Origin of the sequence: Moorena sp. SIO3A2, from assembly GCF_010672265.1 — a bacterium.
Taxonomy (GTDB): Bacteria; Cyanobacteriota; Cyanobacteriia; order Cyanobacteriales; family Coleofasciculaceae; genus Moorena; species Moorena producens.
The window spans coordinates 37,887-59,457 of record NZ_JAAHHC010000030.1 but is presented as its reverse complement, the minus strand read 5'-3'; the positions used below and the strand labels follow the sequence as shown (position 1 = coordinate 59,457).

The following is a 21,571-nucleotide window of genomic DNA, read 5'->3' as shown; positions in this document are numbered from 1 at the left end:
ACGCATCACAATTAATACCGCTTCCTCCTGCTTTCCGCGCTGGAGTCCCTGCTGGAGTCCCTTTTGGACTCCCTTTTGGATAATATCTTGATAGGTGACTGATTCTTCCATAACTTCCTCCCTTAACAATCGACGAACTAAATCTTGATCAAACCGCAAACCAGCCAGTACATCCACACAAGCTGCTAGGTTTCCCCGTAATGGTTTTTCTTCAATTTTATCCACATAGGCAACCACTTGCTCTAACAATTGATTAGGGTTATTGCTCCTGGCTAAAGTAGCCAAGGGTAACAGAGCTCGATTGGCTAACAGTGGTAATGGGTCTTGCTCCCACAGACGAATGATTCGATAACGGTGCCAGGTGTTAGTATCCCTAAACTCGTTATTGAATACCATCTGTGATGTCGTAGACTTGAGAAAAATTACCACCTGCTCAATGGGACATCGGTACTTTCGTTGTAATCTGACCCAATAGTCCAACATTCGAAATGGTAGTGGTGGCTCGGATTGAGGTAGGGTTTGAAATTCTAGGTGCAGAATTTGGTTTGTACTTTGGAGTAGACTCAGAGCATCAGCTTGAATGGGTTCAGCACTTAATTCGGTTTTAATTACCTGAATATCGCGAGGTTCTTCACCCAATAGCCAATGAAAAAATTCCGATGGGTATTCTTCTGCTAGGTATTTACAGATATTATCGTAGGCCAAGGCAAATTGTTCAAATTTAATACTATCTCAGACAGCGATGCAGCGCGGTCTTGGGGGTTTCCCCCATGAGCGACTGCATCAAGACAGTGTAGTGAATCCCAGTTAAAAAATTGATCGCACCTGGATCTTGTTTATGGAGTCAAGCTATGATACCCCAGCACTAATGATTTAGATAAGATCTAAAAAAGACCTGATTATTTCAGGTCTTTTCAAAATCATATTTCCACCAAAAATCCTGGTGAACACTGACAGTTAAATCTCAGCACTGATCTAACCAAACCGCTAAATCCGTTGCTGTCTCAAAATCCAACAACGCTTCACTCAATTCCTCCAATCGAGTAATCGATAATCCCTCAATCCGCTGTTGGAGCACAGGGTCAATTAAACCTAACCTCAGGGTTAGCAAACGCATCACAATTAATACTGCTTCCTCCTGCTTTCCGCGCTGGATTCCCTTTTGGACTCCCTTTTGGATAATATCTTGATAGGTGACTGATTCTTCCATAACTTCCTCCCTTAACAATCGACGAACTAAATCTTGATCAAACCGTAAACCAGCCAACACATCCACACAGGCGGCTAGGTTTCCCCGTAATGGTTTTTCTTCAATTTTATCCACTTGAGCAACCACTTGCTCTAACAATCGATTCGGGCTATTACTCCTGGCTAAAGTGGCCAAGGGTAACAAAGCCCGATTGGCTAACAGTGGTTGAGGGTCTTGCTCCCACAAGCGAATTACTCGATAACGGTGCCAGGTGTTAGTATCCCTAAACTCATTAGTAAATACCAGATCTGAGGTCGTAGACTTTAGAAAAATCACTACCTGTTCAATCCGACATCGGTACTTACGTTGTAATCTGACCCAATAGTCCAACATCCGAAATGCTAATGGTGGCTCGGATTGGGGTAGGGTTTGAAATTCTAGATGCAGAATTTGGTTAGTACTTTGGAGTAAACTCAGAGCATCAGCTTGAATGGGTTCAGCACTTAATTCGGTTTTAAGTACCTGAATATCGCGAGGTTCTTCACCCAATAGCCAGTAAAAAAACTCCGATGGGTATTCTTCTGCTAGGTATTTACAGATATTATCGTAAGCCAAGGCAAATTGTTCAAACTTAACACTATCTCAGACAGTTTAGTGAATCCCAGTTAAAAAATTGATCGCACCTGGATCTTGTTTATGGAGTCAAGTTATGATATTAGCTGTGATTTTAGTTAGAGTTATCTTGGAGCCAGTTGAGTAAGTCTTCACTGGTTTTAAAATCCCAGATGGCTTCTGATAAACGCTCTAGCTCTTGATTCGTCAAGGCTTCGATTAATGCGATATCATCACTGGTTAGTTTGCCAAAACGGCGCTCAAGCTGTCGCAATATTACCCTTCTTTCCCCTTCTTCTCGTCCCTGTATTATTCCCTGTTCTATTCCTTCCCGTTGAGCTAGACTCAATGCACCGCGCGTGTCCTCCAACACCATCTCCTGCTTGCGGAGTTTTTCCAATTCTGACACACTCAACCCCGCTTGATTCGCTATAGTTAACGCTTTTTCTAGCTGTGGTATTTCCCTGAGATTATCAGGAATAATTTCTAAGCTGGGCGCTTCTTTGATAAAATATATCCACTTATCTATCACACTTTCTAACTCTTCCAGTTGTTTATTAAATTTGGGAAGTTCTACAAACACCAGCTTTAATTCATTTTCCTGATAAGCGAAGTGCTCTTCTTTTTCTTGAAAGTAAAAACAGCTAATTACTTTCTCGGTTGATGGGAATAACTTAAAATCCGTGATGGTTAACGCAATGACTGGATTGAGATCGAAATATCCTTGTCCCGATTTTAGTTGATTACCATAGGTTTTGCACAAGTTATAGACCACTCGCTTCTCGAAAGCCTCTACATTCCAGATTTGCATTTCAATCAGCACAGTTGTTTGATCCTCTAATACTGCCTTAATGTCTAGATAAGTGTCTTTTAACTCCACTACATCCCCGGCACTGTAGGGGTCAAGGATTTCTAAATCCTGGATTACCGACTCCCCAGAGTAGATCATGGCATTAAGGAAGGAAATCAGAATATCCTTACTTTGATCTGAGCCAAAGATTTTCTTGAAAGCAAAGTCAGTTTTGGGACTAATGAATCTCATGGTTTTAGCAGTTTATGAGGTAGAGTGGTTAGTCAATGTCTTTCCTAGGGAATCTCACGGACATCGTTTCAGTAATCATCCTAGCAAAATCCGTTGATATTCTAGTGTATAACCGGTGAGCATTTATCTAAGCTTAAAGCGATGCAGTTGGCCAAAGGGGGTTTCCCCCACTCGCTATTGCATCAAGACAAGGAATCAACGGAAGGAATCAACGGGAGTGAAGCAGGATGGTTGTTAAAAATAGTAGTAAAAATACTAGCAATAATACTAATACTAATCAATCCAGTAATAATCAATGGGATGATGTTCGTGCAGCGTTGAAACAATTCTGGGGTTACGAGGATTTTCGACCCCCCCAAGGTGAAATTATTCGGATGATTTTAGAACAACGGGATGCTTTAATTATTTTGCCTACTGGTGGTGGTAAGTCGATTTGTTTTCAACTACCAGCGTTACTACAAACTGGATTAACATTAGTGATTTCTCCACTGGTAGCATTGATGGAAAATCAGGTGCAGGAATTGCGCGATCGCAAATTACCTGCTGCTCTGTTACATAGTGAATTACCTCGCTACCAACGGCAACAAACCCTTCAAGCTCTAGAAAAGCAGCAACTGCGATTGCTCTACTTATCCCCAGAAACCCTACTCAGTGCAGCAGTGTGGAAACGGTTGTGTCAGCCACAGCTTCAGATTAATGGATTGATTTTAGATGAAGCCCATTGTTTGGTTCAATGGGGTGATACCTTTAGACCTGCTTATCGCCGTTTGGGAGCAGTAAGACCAGCACTTCTCAAGTGTAAGCCCAAGGGAACAAAAATTGCGATCGCATCCTTTACTGCTACCGCTGACCCCAAGGCTCAACAAACCATCCGCAAAGTCTTGCAACTGCAACAACCCCAAACATTTTTAATTAGCCCCTATCGAGACAATCTTAACCTCCAGGTGCAAACCGTCTGGACTCCCAAAGGACGTCGCCAACGAGTATTGAACTATATTAAAGCCAGACCTAAACAAGCTGGTTTAGTCTATGTGCGTTCCCGAAAAGATAGTGAAGTGTTAGCGCAATGGTTTACTTCCTTGGGATATTCCACCGCAGCTTACCACGCTGGCTTGGGTGCTCAGGAGCGTCGGAAAATTGAAGCCAGCTGGATTAGTGGTCAGACCCAATTTGTGGTGTGTACCTGTGCCTTTGGCATGGGGATTAATAAGCCAGATGTACGCTGGGTGGTGCATTTCCAAGCACCTTTACTCTTATCGGAATATATTCAGGAAGTAGGTCGTGGCGGCAGGGATGGTAAACCAGCGGATGCTTTGACCTTAGTCAGTGAACCAACGGGATGGTTCAATCCAGAGGATAAGCAACGACAAGAATTTTTTTCCCATCAAATGCGATCGCAATACCAACAGGCTCAACAGTTAGCAAAGCAATTACCAGCCCAGGGAGAAGTAGCCAAAGTAGCCAAAGAGTTTCCCAATGGTGCCATAGCCTTAGCACTCCTCGATAGTGCTGGTCAACTAGAATGGATTGATCCATTCCATTACCGGCAACACCGGTCTCAAAAATCTTCCTCCCTAGCACAGGTTAGTAATATCCAACAGCAAGCCCAGTCTCAGATGAATCAATACCTGAAAACTCGCCAGTGTCGTTGGCAATTTTTACTAAAGGCATTTGGTTTTACTCAGGAAGCAGTTGGCTTTAGATGCGATCGCTGTGATAATTGCTCATAGCATTTATCACAGGGAGTAGGGAGCGGTGCGACCCAAGGGCGATTTACTCGCCCTAGGAGGCGCGCACCGTAGGGAGTAGGGAGAGCTGCGACCGGTGGAATAGGCATCTTGCCTGTCCCTTGATCTCTTGGGTCGGGCAGGATGCCCACTCTACTCCTATTCATTCAAAGACTGACACAGCTTATTCAATTTTTATTGTTGAGATTCCTGTAATTCTTTTAAATAATTATTTAGTTTCAACAGACTATATATTCCTAATGCTGTACCAATTGGTAAACTCAACAGATTCACACATGCCGCAATCCAGTTAGCAGTATTTGGCTTGGCTCGCTGATAGAAGAATCCTGCCATTATATTAACAATTCCAAACCCAAGTAGAAATATATGCATGGCGATAGTGAAGAAAATTATCCAAGTATCACATGCATCTCCTCGGAAAGGTTCATTAATACATAATGAAGGACGCATCTGGATTATATATCTCGAAAAATCGAAATATATACGAAATACGAACAATCCAAAGAAGAAATAAATGCCGCCCCAAATATAGCGATGCAGCGCGGTCTTGGGGAGGCAGTGCGGTCTTGGGGAGGCAGCGCGGTCTTGGGGGTTTCCCCCATGAGCGACTGCCGTGGTTCCCCCCATGAGCAACTGCCGTGGTTTCCCCCATGAGCGACTGCATCAAGACAGTGAAAGATACTGAGCCACTTGAAACGTTTCATAGAGTGCTCTCCATTTCTGGTTTAACTCCCACTACTCAAATCTAGCTTGGTGATTGACTGACAAAACTCCTAAAACTATTGATTTTACTTAGGGAGCGGTGCAGCGGTAGAGAAACCCAACAAAACCGCCAGGATTGGGTTTCACTATGTTTCACCCAAGTAACCAAGCAAGATTTGTCAGTCAAGCAGGCGCTTCTTGAGATACCACTAGATTTTTCCACTAGATTTTTGGCACCTAGCTATGAAGGTTATTATTCTAGTCTACCTTAAACGTAATATCAAAGGTATGCGATCGCTCAGGCTAAGACTTATTTTTTACAATTTACAAGACGATCAAGGGATGACCGGACAGGGGATGTTAACTTAGCACGACCAAGTCTGGGCAGATCAGAAACACTAAAGAGGTGATGGTCAGATCATCTACAGAAGAGAGGTGGGTGCATCTCATATTTGAAAATTTTGCGTAGGGTGTGTTAGGGGAGCCTTCATTTTTCGCCTCGTAGTCAGGGTTTGGATAGCCCGCCCCGTAACGCACCACCGTGTCAAACAGCAAAAATGAGATGCACCCAGAGAGGTTGACCAGGTTGTGGTTCACTAGTGAAGTCCATGTAAGCACGAAACAGCTGGGTTAATCATGGCGCAACTCCACTCTAATGATCAAAACTTTAATTCAAAAAGAGACAATCTTGTTGTCGTTGGCTTAAACCGCTGGCAATGGCTTGCAAGTGTTTTTGAGAGTAGTTTATTCTCTCAAAGGTTGTGATCGGTCGTCTAGAGGTGTAGGCGAAAGTAATTGAGTATCGGTCTGATGCAGTAGGTGGTTTCAGACGGTGGAAAATGTTGCGTGTGTCAGTAAAAATTACTGTGCCGTAGGCTCCTGTGCAAGGGTTACTGGTAAATTTAGACGCAACCCTTGCCATGTATTTATCTGAGACTAAACCAGAATAGTAATAATTGTAGTTCAGGGCTTCAGCTAATGATGAGGTTAAATTTCTGGGAATATATTCAAAAGGGCCACCATCTAACCCCACATCATTCAAGTAGATAATGATTTTAACCATGCGATAGTCTTCTGGATCTACGTGCCATTGCCTGACATTTACTGGTTTACTATCGGCAATATTCCTTTGAAAGATTAGACCAGCTAATAACACTGGAAGACCAAGGTAATTTTCTACAATATCAAGCAATCGTTCGTTAAGTCCCCACTTCAAAATTTGTGGGTAATTAATTAGCTCGTTGCGATAGGTTATAGAAGACTCAATTTTCGGTATCGGCAATGCCCGTAATTTGCTTAAAATATCCTCCGCACTATCTCTCAGTTTATTAGAGGAAATTGCTAACTCTTCTAAAGAAGTAATAAACGTTCCTTCTCTCTTTAGAGAATTCAACAATGGTAAATCTACTGGTGCTAGGGTAGGTAGGGAATTAGAATGGTTTTCTAGTCTGATTAGATAGTTGCCATAGGATAACTTATGGAGTATCGGTATTCGGAAAAACTCTCTTTTCATTTTTGACGGTATACGTTTGGTCTTCATGGCAAAATAATTAGAGCTAAAAATCATGAAATTCCTAAGGTATTTATTTGAACACTCCTATTATTACTAGCATGCCAGCCTCAAATGTATACGTTTATATACAATAGCTTTAATAAATAAATATTTTTAATTCATTTTTATTTATGTCAAATTTTATATAGCAATGGAAAATTATGCGTATTTAAATTGGAGATTATTCAGTTAAAAAAAAACGTCACCCCCTCAGCAAACAGTCTATAAAAAACCTTCTATCCGCTCCCAAACTTTCTCCAACAAATCAGGACAATCCGCATCAAACCATTCAATCTCAGGATAAGCCTTAAACCAAGTGCGTTGACGTTTAGCAAATTGGCGAGTGTGGACAACAGTTAAATCTCTGGCCTGATCAAGGGATAAGTTACCAGCAAGATAATCTTTAATTTCCCGATATCCCAACGTATCCAGTAACGGTAAATTCCAACCATACTTCTGAGCAATAGTTTCCACCTCAGCCACAAATCCTGCTGCTAACATTTGGTCAGTACGCTGAGCAATCCGCTGGGTAATAGTTTCAGAATCCTGACATTCCAAGCCAATCTGGAGAATTGGATAATTAGGAGGATTCTCTCCCTGCTGCTGTGATATCGGAATTCCAGTTACATAAAATACTTCCAATGCTCGCAATGTCCGCACTTGGTCATTGGGATGAATCTTCTGAGCAGCAACAGGGTCAATCTGTTGCAGGAAATTATAGAGCTGAGCTTGACCAAGAGCAGCTAGTTGCGATCGCAAATCTTCCTGAGGCGCAACCCGAGGAATTTTTAACCCCCGCACTACGGATTTGATATATAAACCAGTACCACCAACTAGGAAAAGAGGTTTATTGTTTAAGTCCGCCTGATCTACCCGGTCTTCCTGGTGTTCCCTATGTTTGCTAGCTATAATTTCCTGGGCTTGCTGTTGATAATCAGCTACAGTTAAGGTTTCGGTTGGATCACAGATGTCGATCAGATAATGGGGTACCTGCTGTTGTTGAGCGAGTGTCGGCTTAGCCGTTCCAATATCAAATTCTCGGTAAACCTGACGAGAATCAGCATTAAGAATTATCGAACTAACCCGCTGGGCTAATTCTATCCCTAGACTAGATTTACCTGTGGCTGTAGCACCGCAAATTACTATGACTGCTGAGTGCTCAGTGTTGAGTTTTGAGTTTTGAGCGGAGGGCTGTTTCATCTTGCATGGTGACATTCGGAACCCACTCGACCACTGACCCACTGGGTGATAACCTATATAGTCAATCCCCTATAGAAATAACCTATGAAAGTGGTCTGTGGTCGCCTGTAAGGCTTTTGTGTTACAATTTTCGGGTGTTTTATCATTTTTGATGAATCATAGCCTTTCCAAGCTTTTAAGGGAGAACCCCGAAAGATTATGACGAGTAGTTACAGTGCCGATCAGATTCAAGTTCTAGAAGGTCTCGAACCGGTGCGGAAACGCCCAGGGATGTACATCGGGACAACTGGACCTAGGGGTCTCCATCATCTAGTCTACGAAGTTGTAGACAATTCCATCGATGAAGCGCTTGCTGGGTATTGTACTCACATCGAAGTTGATATCAATAGCGATGGTTCCGTAACCGTTACCGATGACGGACGAGGGGTTCCTACAGACACCCACCCTACCACAGGGAAATCAGCACTGGAAACCGTAATGACCGTACTTCATGCCGGTGGTAAGTTTGGTGGTGGCGGCTATAAAGTCTCTGGAGGATTGCACGGTGTTGGTGTTTCTGTAGTCAATGCTCTGTCTGAGTGGGTAGATGTAACGGTGTGGCGGGAGAAAAAAGAACATACCCAGCGCTATGAGCGAGGTGTCCCGGTTACTGAACTGCTCGTCAAGCCCTATAAAAAGACCAAGACTGGTACCTCAGTAAACTTCAAGCCAGATACCGAAATCTTTACTGGCGGTATTGAGTTTGATTACACCACCTTATCCGGACGTCTCCGGGAACTGGCTTACCTGAATGCTAGTGTTAGAATTACCTTCTCAGACCATCGCCTGGAAGAACCCAGAGTAGAAACCTATCACTACGAGGGAGGTATCCAGGAATATGTCGCTTACATGAACCGGGAAAAGCACCCCCTACACGAGGAGATTATCTACATACAAGGGGAACGCAAAAGTATCCAAGTGGAAGTGGCACTACAATGGTGCATTGATGCCTATAGTGATAATTTGCTGGGTTTTGCGAACAATATTCGCACCATTGATGGTGGTACCCACTTGGAGGGGCTCAAGACAGTCTTGACCCGAACCATGAATGCGATCGCACGCAAGCGGAATAAAATCAAAGAAAGTGAGTCTAACCTAGGTGGTGAGAATATCCGAGAAGGATTAACTGGGGTGATTTCTGTCAAAGTCCCAGAGCCAGAATTTGAAGGTCAAACCAAAACTAAACTGGGGAATACAGAAGTAAGGGGCATTGTAGATTCCCTAGTTGGGGAAGTCTTGACTGAATACCTGGATTTTCGTCCCCAAGTGGTCGATACTATCTTAGAAAAAGCCATTCAAGCCTATAAAGCCGCAGAAGCTGCTCGTCGTGCTCGTGAATTAGTGCGGCGGAAGTCAGTACTAGAGTCTTCTCCCTTACCCGGTAAGTTAGCTGATTGTAGTTCTCGGGACCCAGGGGAATCAGAGATATTTATCGTTGAGGGGGATAGTGCAGGGGGATGTTTTTCTGGAGAGACACAGGTTGCCCTAGCTGATGGACGCTCCTTGAGCTTCAAAGAACTCGTAGCTGAACAAGCTATGGGTAAAGAGCATTTTTGCTACACGATTACCAATAATGGCAGCATCGGAATAGAACGGATTATCAATCCCAGAATCACCAAAGCCAATGCTGAAGTGATCAAACTTACCTTAGATAACTCAGAAACCATTATTTGCACTCCCGATCACCGCTTCATGTTGCAAGATGGTACTTATAAGCCAGCAGTATCCCTGACCCCTGATGATTTCTTAATGCCTCTGTATCGCCCACTGGCAGAAATCAGGAAACAGGCAAAGGTCAAAACCCAAAACAAAGAAGCCTATTCTGCTGTTGGGGGTAATCAGACACAGGTTTGTGAAGCTGTTGCCAACTATAACAGCGTTGCTGAATTGAAGTATGAATTCCCGTACGTTGGGTTGTGGTCAAGCCCCCTAAATCCCCCAACTTTGGGGGACTTTCAGAGTTTTGTTCCCCCCAAAATTGGGGGGCTAGGGGGGCAAAATCATACCCAAAATCAGCAAAGCCACTATAACTACCAAGTTGTTTCCATTGAACCCCTAGAACAATTGGTAGATGTCTATGATATCGAAGTGCCTCATACCCATAACTTCGCTTTAGAGAGTGGGGTGTTTGTTCACAACAGTGCTAAACAAGGACGCGATCGCCAATTCCAAGCCATTCTCCCCCTCCGTGGAAAAATCCTCAACATTGAGAAAACTGATGATGCCAAAATTTACAAGAACACAGAAATCCAATCCCTAATTACAGCCCTAGGGCTAGGGATAAAAGGAGAAGAATTCGATTCTTCCAATTTACGCTACCACCGCATTGTAATAATGACTGATGCTGATGTGGATGGCGCTCACATCCGTACTTTATTACTAACCTTTTTCTACCGCTATCAACGAGCCCTTGTAGACCAAGGCTACATCTACATCGCTTGTCCGCCCTTATATAAACTAGAACGAGGTCGCAACCATAACTATTGTTATAGCGATCGCGAACTACAACAGCGGATTAGCCAATTTCCGGATAACGCTAACTATAACATCCAACGATTCAAAGGATTAGGTGAAATGATGCCACAGCAGTTGTGGGACACCACCATGAATCCAGAAACTCGCACCATGAAGCAAATCGAAATCGAAGATGCTGCTGAAGCAGACAGAATCTTTACTGTACTCATGGGAGACCGGGTTGCTCCTCGCCGCCAATTCATTGAAACCTATGGCGCTCGACTCAATCTAAACGATTTAGATATTTAATTACGTAGGGTGGGCAGTGATTCCTAATAAATTTCGAGCTGGTACTAGGGATTATTGGCACTGCCCACCATCAGAGTCAAATTAATCGTAGGGTGGGCAGTGATTCCTAATAAATTTCGAGCTGGTACTAGAAGTTATTGGCACTGCCCACCATCAGCGTTAAATTAATCGGAAGGTGGGCAGTAATCATACCTTATCCAAACTTTACCATCCGCATTATAATTACTGCCCACCCTACATCTGTTCCTCTTTTATCTTCCCTATTCCCTATTCCCTGCTCCCTACTCCCTGCTCCCTACTCCCTTATAGTAAATCAAGCCATGGTTACCGCAATTCCAGCTAACCAAATTACCCTCTACGATTTAAGAATAAAATTTGGCTTAGAGCGCACCGATGATGAGCAATTCTTTCGGGAGTGGCAAGATGATTTACCAGAACTAACAGAATTAGAAAAAAAAGAGCTAAACGAAATAAAGAAAGACTATCTCCACTTATCAGAGCGTCCAATGGTGGAAACCATTGTTAAAATGGTAGTACTTTCCCCATTATTGAAACTAGCTGGTTTTTATCGTCCTCCCTTTTATCTTACTGCAGAGAAAGTCGTAGAAATTACTTCCGAAGATCAAGAAACAATTATTACAGGACGACTTGACCTACTGATCTATACTCCTGAATTTTGGGTTTTAGTGATCGAAGCCAAACGAGCTGATTACTCTCTGGAAGTTGGCATCCCCCAAGCACTAAGTTATATGCTAGGGAATCTTGAATCAGAAAGACCGGCTTTTGGATTTATCACCAATGGGCCAGATTTTATTTTTCTAAAACTGAACAAAGACAATACACCAAAGTATGGTGATTCAGATTCATTTTCTCTTCGGAATAAGACAGGCTTGGAGCAGGTTCTTAAAATCCTAAAGCGCTTTAATCAATTACTTAGGCAATAATCAAGTCCAGTAGGGTGCGTTAGGGACGGGCTCGGACTCATTTTCCGCCTGGTAGTGTTAGGATAGCCCGTCCCGTAACGCACCGCCAGTGTTGGGAATTTTATTATAATAATCCAAATATGGCCAAAGATATTTTCCACAATACAGTTAAAACAGCTTTACAAAAAAATGGATAAATTAGATCAATATCGTCAGATTACCTGCGAATTTTTAGAAAGCTTTGCCAGTTATGATATCAATGCTCAACTTATCTTTGATAGAGAACGGGATCGTTATCTAGTTTTCCACAACGAATGGCGTAATGAGTACCGCATCTATGGTTGTGCCATGCATCTTGAGCTAATCGAAGGTCAAATCTGGATACAGCACAACAGTACTGAGATTTATATCGATCGTGAATTGATTGAACGGGGTGTTTCTCCCAAAGATATTATACTGGGATTTCGCTCTCCCAGCGTCCGCAAACGTATTGCTGCTGCGATGGAAGACTAGTAAATGCGCAACCTAACCGGATTTTAACTAACAGCAAATTCGGTAAATTTGCGAACATCTGGAGGATGAAAAGCTAAAACAATATCACTTTTTGGAATACCTGCTGCCACTAAATCATTAGCAATGCCGTCTTCAGTATTGTCACATTGAATCCAAATTTTAGAATTACTAATTTCCAAATGAATCAAACAACTATGAATATGTTCTTGCTTATTCCATCCTTCAGAAATAATTAAATATTCGTCTGTTTCTCGGTCAAATGCTGCATGGTTACGGATATTAACATTAGAGTAATCAATGTTAACATAAGGGCTTAAGGTTTGACGAATAATTTGGCGATAGTTTTCTAATTTATCCATTTTGTAATGACCTCCTCTTCCGGGTCAAAAACAATAATTGTAAGCGCACCCCATCACAGGCTGGAAGCCTGTTCTACGGTTGAACCTCTGAACCTAATTCCCTGTTCCCTGTTCCCTGTTCCCTGTTCCCTCTTCCCAACATACCCATAACTTCTCCTTAGCTCCAGGATTCCTAACAAAGTAATCTTCCAGCAATTCACAGCCCCGACGCAGCAGCTCACCTAAACTTTCAACCTTCCAAATTCTGGCAGTTTTGTCATCTGAAGCAGTGGTCAGCCTCTGTCCATCCGGGCTGAAGGCTACACTATATACACTGTCCTGATGCCCGGTAAGCACGGCTAATGGATTGCCCTGGTTGTCCCAAATTCTGGCAGTGTTGTCCACTGAAGCCGTGGCCAGCCTCTGTCCATCCGGGCTGAAGGCTACACTTAATACCAAGTTCTGATGCCCTGTTAGCACAGCGATTTGATTGCCCTGGTTGTCCCAAATTCTGGCAGTTTTGTCAAATGAAGCCGTGGCCAGCCTCTTTCCATCCGAGCTGAAGGCTACACTCCTTACCCTGTCCTGATGCCCGGTGAGTACGGCTAATGGATTGCCCTGGTTGTCCCAAATTCTAGCAGTGTTGTCCTCTGAAGCAGTGGCCAGCCTCTGTCCATCCGGGCTGAAGGCTACACTTAATACCCTGTCCTGATGCCCGGTGAGCAGGGTGATTTGATTGCCCTGGTTGTCCCAAATTCTGGCAGTGCTGTCTGCTGAACCAGTGGCCAGCATCTTGCCATCCGGGCTGAAGGCTACACTTAATACCCAGGATTGATGCCCTCTGAGCAGAGTTAATTCATGTCCCTGTAAGTCCCAAATTCTGGCAGTTTTGTCCAATGAAGCAGTGGCCAGCCTCTGTCCATCCGGGCTGAAGGCTACACTTGATACCAAGTTCTGATGCCCGGTGAGCACGGCGATTTGATTGCCCTGGTTGTCCCAAATTCTGGCAGTGTCGTCATCTGAAGTGGTGGCCAGCTTCTGTCCATCCGGGCTGAAGGCTACACTATATACCCTGTCCTGATCGGCGGTGAGCAGGGCGATTTGATTGTCCTGGTTGTCCCAAATTCTAGCAGTTTTGTCGGATGAACCAGTGGCCAGCCTCTGTCCATCCGGACTGAAGGCTACACGATATACCCCTTCCGAATGGCCGGTGAGCACAGTTAATTCATGTCCCTGTAAGTCCCAAATTCTAGCAGTGTTGTCCCATGAAGCAGTGGCCAGCCTCTGTCCATCCGGGCTGAAGACTACACTTAATACCGAGTGCTGATGGCCGGTGAGCACGGCGATTTGATTGCCCTGGTTGCCCCAAATTCTAGCAGTTTTGTCAACTGAAGCCGTGGCCAGCCTCTGTCCATCGGGGCTGAAGGCTACACGATATACCCTGTCCTGATGCCCGGTGAGTAAGGCAATTTCATTGCCCTGGTTGTCCCAAATTCTGGCAGTTTTGTCATCTGAAGCAGTGGCCAGCCTCTGTCCATCCGGGCTGAAGGCTACACTGAATACCGAGTCCTGATGGCCGGTGAGCAAGGCAATTTCATTGCCCTTTCTGTCCCAAATTCTAGCAGTTTTGTCATCTGAAGCAGTGGCCAGCCTCTGTCCATCCGGGCTGAAGGCTACACTCCATACCCTGTCCTGATGCCCGGTGAGCACAGCAATTTCATTGCCCTGGTTGTCCCAAATTCTAGCAGTTTTGTCCTCTGAAGCCGTGGCCAGCCTCTGTCCATCCGGGCTGAAGGCTACACTCCTTACCTCGTCCTGATGGCCGGTGAGCACGGCGATTTGATTGCCCTGGTTGTCCCAAATTCTGGCAGTATTGTCCTTTGAAGCAGTGGCCAGCCTCTGTCCATCCGGGCTGAAGGCTACACTCGTTACCCTGTCCTGATGCCCGGTGAGCACAGCCCCTTTTCGGAATTGACTAATACTCTGGTGGAGAGCATATATAGGACTAGTAGCAGGATAGTGATCCAGGGGGCGACCATCTGTTACTATATTAAATAGATCTTGCCCATTCTCCATGGCCTGGTACAAAAGGGTTTCCCCTGTTGTATTTGTGCCGTAGTAAACATTATTATCCGGTAACTGTCGTAAAATACCGAGGGCTTTTCGTTCTAGTCGTATCAATAATTTGGCTTCTGCTAGCAACGCTTCCGCTTCCTGTTTGGCCTTGGCTAATATCTCACTAGCCTCTTTCTCAGCCGCCAAAGCCTTTTGGACTTCTCTCTTATCTACAACCTGACTAGCTCTTAAAAACTGGGAATCCAAATGGCTTAAGGCTTTTCCCCTCGACCATTGTTCCGCCTGCTCTAATGCTCCCCCCCGCAACAATCGAGACTCATCCTTACACCCAGAATCAACCCAAGCGGTAAACGCTTCAGAGTAGGGACGTAGTCTAGCCAATTCTGTCTTAACCCAATCAGAATTGAAAACCTCACCATAAATCCGGTTGTTAACCTCCAAACAACCATGGCGCTCAACCACCAGCCCCGATAACCTTAATTCCGTCTGTTCCTGACTCCCATCAGCAGCTATACACCCGTGCTCCAACACTTGCTGATACAAACCCAATAGCATACCAGCCCGTTGCTCATTTTTGAGAATGCGATCGCGTATAGTCTTCAAATGCTCCTGTTCATCCTGGGCTTCCCAATTGTTAATGATCTTGCTACGCACGATCTGGTCTAGGGAAAGACTATTACCCGATTCCCAGGTCTGCACTACCAAACGACACACGCGCTGAGTCAGAAACGGTTGTCCTCCCGTCCAGTTTACTATTTCACCCAACACCTGTTCAGGATTATTAACCTTACCTACCAAACCGGGAACCAAAGGCGCTTTGGCCTCCTGAAAAGTAAACCCAGTCAACTGAATATCCTGACCAATATTAAACGGAGTGCGCTGTTTATCCTGAATTAAATCTGCAGCAGTTGCCACCCCCAGCAAACAAAAGGTGAGACGATTGTAAGCTGGCGTTTCAGCTCGTTGATTGTAACAGGCTCTAATTAAGGCAAAGAAATCATCTTTAAACCTAACTTTAATAATACTATCAATTTCATCCAGAAAAATAACAATATTTCCCGGAATACTGCTTAATACGATCTGCTCAATAAACTTACTTAAGCACAACACCGGAGAGATTTGAGCACGCTCGTCTAACCAACTGTCTTCATCAAATTTTCCGAAAAGCTCGAAATCATCCACCAATAACATCATCAAACTTTCATACCACATCGACACCGTGATATCTTCTTTACCAATCACGGTCAGATCGATAGACGCGCAAGCAAATCCCTCTTCTTTCAAGCGTTTTATCGTTCTTACCCGCAAACTAGACTTACCCATCTGTCGGGAATTCAGCACATAACAAAACTCCCCAGCCATCAATGCCTGAAAAAGCTCCTGATCCGCTTGTCGGGTCACATAAGTCGGTTCATCCTGAGGTAAACTACCTCCTACTTTGTAGATTGTTGAGTGTTGATTGGTCATTACAGCGGTTTGGCATTCGGTGAGGTACAAATTTTTAGGTTTTAGGGAGCAGGGAGCAGGGAGCAGGGAGCAGTGATAAGAGTGTAGCAAGTGTGGGAAGATGGGGAGAGAGAATAAGTGGTTTTTAAGAATTAGGTATAGTTAAAGATAGTTTTGCTCATTGTTATTCTACTTCCTGGTCTATTGATAATAATATTATTACCCGATTCCCGATTCCCGATTCCCGATTCCCGATTCCCGATTCCCGATTCCCGATTCCCGATTCCCGATTCCCGATTCCCTACTCCCCAAAATGCGATCGCTAAAATACAGACGATACAAATTAGATATCAAACTACAATCATTACCATAGCGTTGCACCAGACCCATACTTTCCAACTTGCGAGTAATAGTAGCATCCAGGCGCACGGGTTTAGTGGTACTAACTAATAATTTAACAGCGTCCAGTAATTCGGGATGCTCTTGAATACTAGTTAACAGTTCACGGAGATGACTGCCATAAATTCCGGCTTCTGTGGGGGCATTAGCCAAAAGGGTATCCAGTGTGTTGTCTCCTGCTTGGTGATTCTTGAGATAATCAAAAGCTTGGGACAATAAATAAGGATGTCCCCCCACCATTGCCATTAGTTGCGTTACTGAATCCCCAGACAAATTCAACCCATAAGCCTCAGCAAAGCTATTAACCTGCTGTTCATTAAACTCTAGTAACTCTATCTGTAATCCCACATTAAACGGCGACTGTTCGGTAGGTAAGCTAACGTAAACTTCCGTAGCATAAACCACAATCAATCGTAGTTTTTTCCAAACCTCTTTACTCTTAGCATCTTCATGCCAACTGCGCAGCAAAGTCAGAAACCCTTCAGCCACATCTTGATGAGAAAAGACTTGCTCTACTTCATCCAAACACAAAACTACCGGAGTATCTAAAGACTTTAATAAATACTGCTCTAAGTATCGTTTGCAGTTTACCTTGCTGGGTAAACGCTTTTTCCAATAACTGTCTAAGTTATCCGACAATCCTAAGTTATCAGCAACTCGTACACAAAAGGACTGTAAAAAGCTATCTAAATTATTTAAAGGTAGCTCATTCATATTTAAATAAACCTGAGCATAACCCTGTTTTTCACTATGGGCAATAATCTTATGACTTAGTAAGGTTTTGCCCATCAGTTTCGCTGCTTTAATCCGAATTAACGCTCCCGGTTTTACAATTTCCTGATCACAACGAGCTTCAAGGGGTTGGCGCTCAATATATATCTCTTGAGTTGCTCTAGGTCTAGGGGATAACCCGCACTCGTTTAATACTTGATCAGCCACTAACTCTGGCTTATAAGTATTAACGATTTCAACTAACTCACAACGACAATTAAAACCATTAGCTTCAATATCAAAATCTTTATAGATTTTAGAAATATGCTTTCTTACCGTAGATATATCATAGACGTTTAGCACCTTGTCTCTGATTTCTTGATCTGTATTGCCACCAACCACCGCCTCCAACACTTGTCGCCTTTTCCAGGGCATGGTCTTGAATTTTTCCTCGAAGGCTTCTTTACTAATCATAAGCGATCGCTGCTTGTGCCTTAGGTAGTCCGTAAGCATTCAGCCGTCAGCCGTCAGCCGTCAGCTTTCCATAACTGAGATTAATGCTTACCTGTTTTATTCAAAAGCTCTTACCGTAGCTTGTCCATAGTCCATAAGCACCTCAAGTAGCTTGCCCATAGCCGATAAACTGATAGCTGTTCGCGTAGCGTGCGCGTAGCGCTTAAGCTGATAGCTGATAGCTTACGGTAGTCCTATGATTAGTTTAGAGTATTATTCATTAGTTGATCAAAATTGAGACAACAAGTTCACAACGTTTGTGTACCTGTGAAAAAATAATCACAAATATATTCTTCGACCGTCACCAATGTGAAGTGCCATGAAGTAACCTGAAGTTTGTTTGTAAGCTATCAGCTATCAGCTATCAGCCATCAGCTATCAGCTTATGCGCTACTTGAGATGCTACTTGAGGTGCTATCAGCTATCAGCCATCAGAGATTAAATATCAGCTTTTGAATAAAACAGCTAAGCTTTTGAATAATGCTGACCACTGACCGCTGACCGCTGATCGCTGACCGCTGACCGCTGACTGCTTACCAATAAAAAAAAATCGGTCAAGGTTTGGTTAACCAATGCTTGACCGAATTCTATAATATAAACCACTACAATTAAAGCTTAGCTTATCAGCTATCAGCTATCAGCTATCAGCTATCAGCTGATTAGCTATCAGCTATCAGCTTAAGCGCTACGCGCACGCTACGCGAACAGTTATCAGCAAAAGGCTGACCGCTGACCGCTGACCACTGACCGCTGACGGCTGACGGCTGACCACTGACTACTGACCACTTACCTCAGCAACTGATCCAAAACAACAACATTCCAACTCAGTAAACTAACCTCCACAAAACAAATTGCACTCATAGTCGCCAGGGCGTCAAAACCCTGGCAAATTACTATCCTAGTCTACGTAAAAATAGCGAATCAAAAAAGTCATAATCTCATCAGGCTTCCCCGTAGGCTCGGGAGTGCTCCACTCGTTGGGATAGGCGTATTTAAGGCCATAAAGGGCAATAAGCGATGCAGCGCGGTCTTGGGGGTTCCCCCCATGAGCGACTGCATCAAGACATTGTCTTCCAAACTTTTTCAGGAGAACCGATCAAGATCAGCTTGACTTTCTTAGGTTTGCGACCAGGGTTTTCTGGGGTGTTATTTTCATTCGAGTTAGGTGGAATGTTCTTGGTCATGAATCGTGACTCCTGTAAATGGTTCATACTATTAATATATTTATAAGTTAATCATTTGTCAAGGGATTTAGAATTTTTTGATTATTACGAAATATGGAGATTGTGGAGAGTAAAATTAATCGTATTGTGGGCAGTAAAATTAATCGTAGGGTGGGCAGTGCTTCCTAGAAAATTTCAAGGTTGTATAAAGTGAAATCGGCACTGCCCACCAACAGAAAATAAATTAAAATAAATTGTAAAATAGAGTAAAATTAATCGTAGGGTGGGCAGTGCTTCCTAGAAAATTTTAAGGTTGTATAAAGTGAAATCGGCACTGCCCACCAACAGAAAATTAATGAAAATAAATTGTAAAATAGAGTAAAATTAATCGTAGGGTGGGCAGTGCTTCCTAGAAAATTTCAAGGTTGTATAAAGTGAAATCGGCACTGCCCACCAACAGAAAATTAATTGTATTGTGGGCAGTAAAAATAATCGTAGGGTGGGCAGTGATTCCTAGAAAATTTCAAGGTTGTATAAAGTGAAATCGGCACTGCCCACCAACAGAAAATTAATTGTATTGTGGGCAGTAAAAATAATCGTAGGGTGGGCAGTGATTCCTAGAAAATTTTAAGGTTGTATAAAGTGAAATCGGCACTGCCCACCAACAGAAAATTAATTGTATTGTGGGCAGTAAAAATAATCGTAGGGTGGGCAGTGATTCCTAGGATTTTTCCAGCTTGTAGTCAGTTAAATCGGCACTGCCCACCAACAGAAAATTCATGGTAAAATATAATAAAATTAATCGTATTGTGGGCAGTAATAATACCAATTCCAAAGCTTACCATCGGGATGATACTCACTGCCCACCCTACATCAACTGCTCCCTGTTCCCTACTCCCTGCTCCCTACTCCCTAAAACCCAAGACTTTATACCTAAACGAATTGAAAACTGCTGTAATGAAACAAACCCACTATCTAACCACAACCGTTCAACAAGGCAACCGCCTTGAGATTTCCCTTCCCAATTTACCGGTAGGACAAACCATAGAAGTGATTTTAATCGTACCTGAAACTGCACAAAATCATTCAATGGAACGCCAAGCTTTTCAACAACTTCCCCTAGAAGAACGTCGTCGCATTTTAGCCCAACAAGCAGAAGCCATGAAAGACTATTATCAAGAAAATCAAGAATGGAAAGATTGGATAAATTTTGATAACGAGTAAATCTATATTGTTTAATTCGGTTAGTATAAATTCCTGTGTTTTAGGGAACAGGGAACAGGGAACAGGGAATAGGGAATAGTAAAAAAAATCTGTGTATCTGATAGGTAAGTATTCAGAATTCAGCTTTTGAATAATACCTGTTTTATTCAAAATAAAATTAATCGTATTGTGGGCAGTAAAATTAATCGTAGAATCGTAGGGTGGGCAGTGCTTCCTAGAAATTTTCCAGCTTGTAGAAAGTTAAATCGGCACTGCCCACCAACAGAAAATTAATCGTAAAAATAATCGTAGGGTGGGCAGTGCTTCCTAGAAATTTTCCAGCTTGTAGTCAGTTAAATCGGCACTGCCCACCAACAGAAAATTAATCGTAAAAATAATCGTAGGGTGGGCAGTGCTTCCTAGAAATTTTCAAGGTTGTAGTCAGTTAAATCGGCACTGCCCACCAACAGAAAATTCATGGTAAAATAGAGTAAAATTAATCGTAAGGTGGGCAGTAATAATACCAATTCCAAAGCTTACCATCCGGATGATACTTACTGCCCACCCTACATCAACTGTTCCCTGTTCCCTTTGCTAGCAATCCTCAGCTCGCCTTTAGTTGCAACTGGTGCATATGATCAAACAACTTCCAGCAATACTCCTCAGATAGCCCACAGGTAACAGCACCCCGGAGTACCACATGGAAATACCAATCATTAGGAGCCATTTCCTGATCTAACTTATTGACCACCACATAAGTCCGAACGCCCTGATACAACTTATTTTGACAGTGGACATTTACCATTTCCTGTCGGTAGCCACCGCGAGGCACTTCTTCCCGCAGATCCAAAGCTTCACTCACCCGCCAAGGTAAATGATACAAAACTCCTTCAACCCTTGACCCAGGAGTTTTCACCACATCCAGCGTCCCACAATTACGACGTCGAGATTTGCGATAAAAACCAATATGATAATCCTTGAGAGTAGCAGTACCAATCACAAAATTATGAGTATCTTCCCCAAGCGATCGCTTTAAATCTACTGGACACATACAAGAGCCATAAGCAAAATAGTAAAAGCCTGACTCTGTGTGACGTTGGTGTTTTCTGTCAGTGTTTAGCTCGGCAGCTGACATACGCAATCCTAATTCCTAACTTAGACCTAGACCTTGGCAAATAAAACCTTATTTTATCGAACAGTCGAGTAGTGGGGAGTGTCAACAAAAACCTTTCAGCAAAAATAAATCCCACCGTTTCAACCAGTGGGACAATTATTGAATATTGAAAGGCAAAGTATGCAGAGGTTTAAACTTTAAGATATTAGATATAGCGTTTCTAGAATTTATGAGGTACGCTTCTCAACCTCAAAGTCCCCCTTATTAAGGGGGATTTAGGGGGATCAAGTTGTACCTCATGGGTATAAGACTTGCTATAATTCCA

The 21,571-nt window shown here is 43.3% G+C and carries 18 protein-coding genes; 5 read left to right on the top strand and 13 right to left on the bottom strand.

Features of this window, described 5'->3' with window-relative positions:
• From F6K64_RS26555 to F6K64_RS26545, 3 genes are all read right to left on the bottom strand, one after another.
• The coding region (locus F6K64_RS26555) for an Rpn family recombination-promoting nuclease/putative transposase (protein ID WP_287266820.1) at window positions 1–705 on the bottom strand (705 nt) is incomplete at its 3' end.
• A 259-nt stretch (window positions 706–964) separates the two neighbouring features.
• A complete protein-coding gene (locus F6K64_RS26550) occupies window positions 965–1,804 on the bottom strand; it encodes an Rpn family recombination-promoting nuclease/putative transposase (RefSeq protein ID WP_287249541.1) in 840 nt (279 codons plus the stop codon).
• A gap of 112 nt (window positions 1,805–1,916) precedes the next feature.
• Entirely contained in the window at window positions 1,917–2,843 is a 927-nt protein-coding gene (locus F6K64_RS26545; RefSeq protein WP_287266819.1) for an Rpn family recombination-promoting nuclease/putative transposase, read from the bottom strand.
• 227 nt (window positions 2,844–3,070) lie between these two features.
• On the opposite strand from F6K64_RS26545, the gene F6K64_RS26540 reads away from it, so the two are divergent.
• Window positions 3,071–4,573 (top strand): RecQ family ATP-dependent DNA helicase, encoded by a 1,503-nt coding sequence (locus tag F6K64_RS26540; RefSeq protein ID WP_008190344.1) that lies wholly within the window; start codon window positions 3,071–3,073, stop codon window positions 4,571–4,573.
• Here F6K64_RS26540 and F6K64_RS26535 read toward each other — a convergent pair.
• The 4 genes from F6K64_RS26535 to miaA all read right to left on the bottom strand — a co-directional run bounded on the left by F6K64_RS26535 (window position 4,525) and on the right by miaA (window position 8,045).
• Window positions 4,525–4,737: a hypothetical protein gene (locus F6K64_RS26535; protein ID WP_131826905.1), complete on the bottom strand. Its 213-nt coding sequence runs from the start codon at window positions 4,735–4,737 to the stop codon at window positions 4,525–4,527. The genes F6K64_RS26540 and F6K64_RS26535 overlap by 49 nt on opposite strands.
• A 28-nt stretch (window positions 4,738–4,765) precedes the next feature.
• Complete coding sequence (locus tag F6K64_RS26530; protein WP_202799278.1) at window positions 4,766–4,963, bottom strand: hypothetical protein; 198 nt, start codon at window positions 4,961–4,963, stop codon at window positions 4,766–4,768.
• Between the two features lie 997 nt (window positions 4,964–5,960).
• Complete coding sequence (locus F6K64_RS26525; protein WP_008190346.1) at window positions 5,961–6,806, bottom strand: phytanoyl-CoA dioxygenase family protein; 846 nt, start codon at window positions 6,804–6,806, stop codon at window positions 5,961–5,963.
• Between the two features lie 261 nt (window positions 6,807–7,067).
• On the bottom strand, window positions 7,068–8,045 hold the full coding sequence (gene miaA / locus F6K64_RS26520; RefSeq protein WP_008190349.1) for a tRNA (adenosine(37)-N6)-dimethylallyltransferase MiaA: 978 nt from the start codon (window positions 8,043–8,045) through the stop codon (window positions 7,068–7,070).
• A 198-nt stretch (window positions 8,046–8,243) separates the two neighbouring features.
• On the opposite strand from miaA, the gene gyrB reads away from it, so the two are divergent.
• From gyrB to F6K64_RS26505, 3 genes are all read left to right on the top strand, one after another.
• Window positions 8,244–10,847, top strand: a complete 2,604-nt coding sequence (gene gyrB / locus F6K64_RS26515; protein ID WP_287266818.1) for a DNA topoisomerase (ATP-hydrolyzing) subunit B — start codon at window positions 8,244–8,246, stop codon at window positions 10,845–10,847.
• A 137-nt stretch (window positions 10,848–10,984) separates the two neighbouring features.
• Window positions 10,985–11,791, top strand: a complete 807-nt coding sequence (locus F6K64_RS26510; protein WP_229414762.1) for a type I restriction endonuclease — start codon at window positions 10,985–10,987, stop codon at window positions 11,789–11,791.
• Between the two features lie 168 nt (window positions 11,792–11,959).
• Complete coding sequence (locus F6K64_RS26505) at window positions 11,960–12,283, top strand: XisI protein (RefSeq protein ID WP_287266817.1); 324 nt, start codon at window positions 11,960–11,962, stop codon at window positions 12,281–12,283.
• Between the two features lie 23 nt (window positions 12,284–12,306).
• Here F6K64_RS26505 and F6K64_RS26500 read toward each other — a convergent pair whose 3' ends face one another.
• From F6K64_RS26500 to F6K64_RS26480, 5 genes are all read right to left on the bottom strand, one after another.
• Window positions 12,307–12,642 carry a XisI protein gene (locus tag F6K64_RS26500; protein WP_287266816.1) on the bottom strand — a complete coding sequence of 112 codons (336 nt, stop codon included), beginning with the start codon at window positions 12,640–12,642 and terminating at the stop codon, window positions 12,307–12,309.
• Between the two features lie 93 nt (window positions 12,643–12,735).
• A complete protein-coding gene (locus F6K64_RS26495; RefSeq protein WP_287266814.1) occupies window positions 12,736–16,164 on the bottom strand; it encodes an AAA-like domain-containing protein in 3,429 nt (1,142 codons plus the stop codon).
• 198 nt (window positions 16,165–16,362) lie between these two features.
• Complete coding sequence (locus tag F6K64_RS26490) at window positions 16,363–17,766, bottom strand: AAA-like domain-containing protein (protein WP_287266813.1); 1,404 nt, start codon at window positions 17,764–17,766, stop codon at window positions 16,363–16,365.
• 465 nt (window positions 17,767–18,231) lie between these two features.
• Window positions 18,232–18,369 (bottom strand): hypothetical protein, encoded by a 138-nt coding sequence (locus F6K64_RS26485; protein ID WP_008190365.1) that lies wholly within the window; start codon window positions 18,367–18,369, stop codon window positions 18,232–18,234.
• A 455-nt stretch (window positions 18,370–18,824) separates the two neighbouring features.
• Complete coding sequence (locus tag F6K64_RS26480; RefSeq protein WP_008190366.1) at window positions 18,825–18,950, bottom strand: hypothetical protein; 126 nt, start codon at window positions 18,948–18,950, stop codon at window positions 18,825–18,827.
• A gap of 828 nt (window positions 18,951–19,778) precedes the next feature.
• Here F6K64_RS26480 and F6K64_RS26475 point away from each other — a divergent pair.
• Window positions 19,779–20,153 carry a hypothetical protein gene (locus F6K64_RS26475; protein ID WP_008190368.1) on the top strand — a complete coding sequence of 125 codons (375 nt, stop codon included), beginning with the start codon at window positions 19,779–19,781 and terminating at the stop codon, window positions 20,151–20,153.
• Window positions 20,154–20,736: 583 nt separating this feature from the next.
• Here the strand turns inward: F6K64_RS26475 and F6K64_RS26470 are convergent.
• Complete coding sequence (locus F6K64_RS26470) at window positions 20,737–21,267, bottom strand: gamma-glutamylcyclotransferase family protein (RefSeq protein ID WP_008190370.1); 531 nt, start codon at window positions 21,265–21,267, stop codon at window positions 20,737–20,739.
• Between the last annotated feature and the right edge of the window lie 304 nt (window positions 21,268–21,571).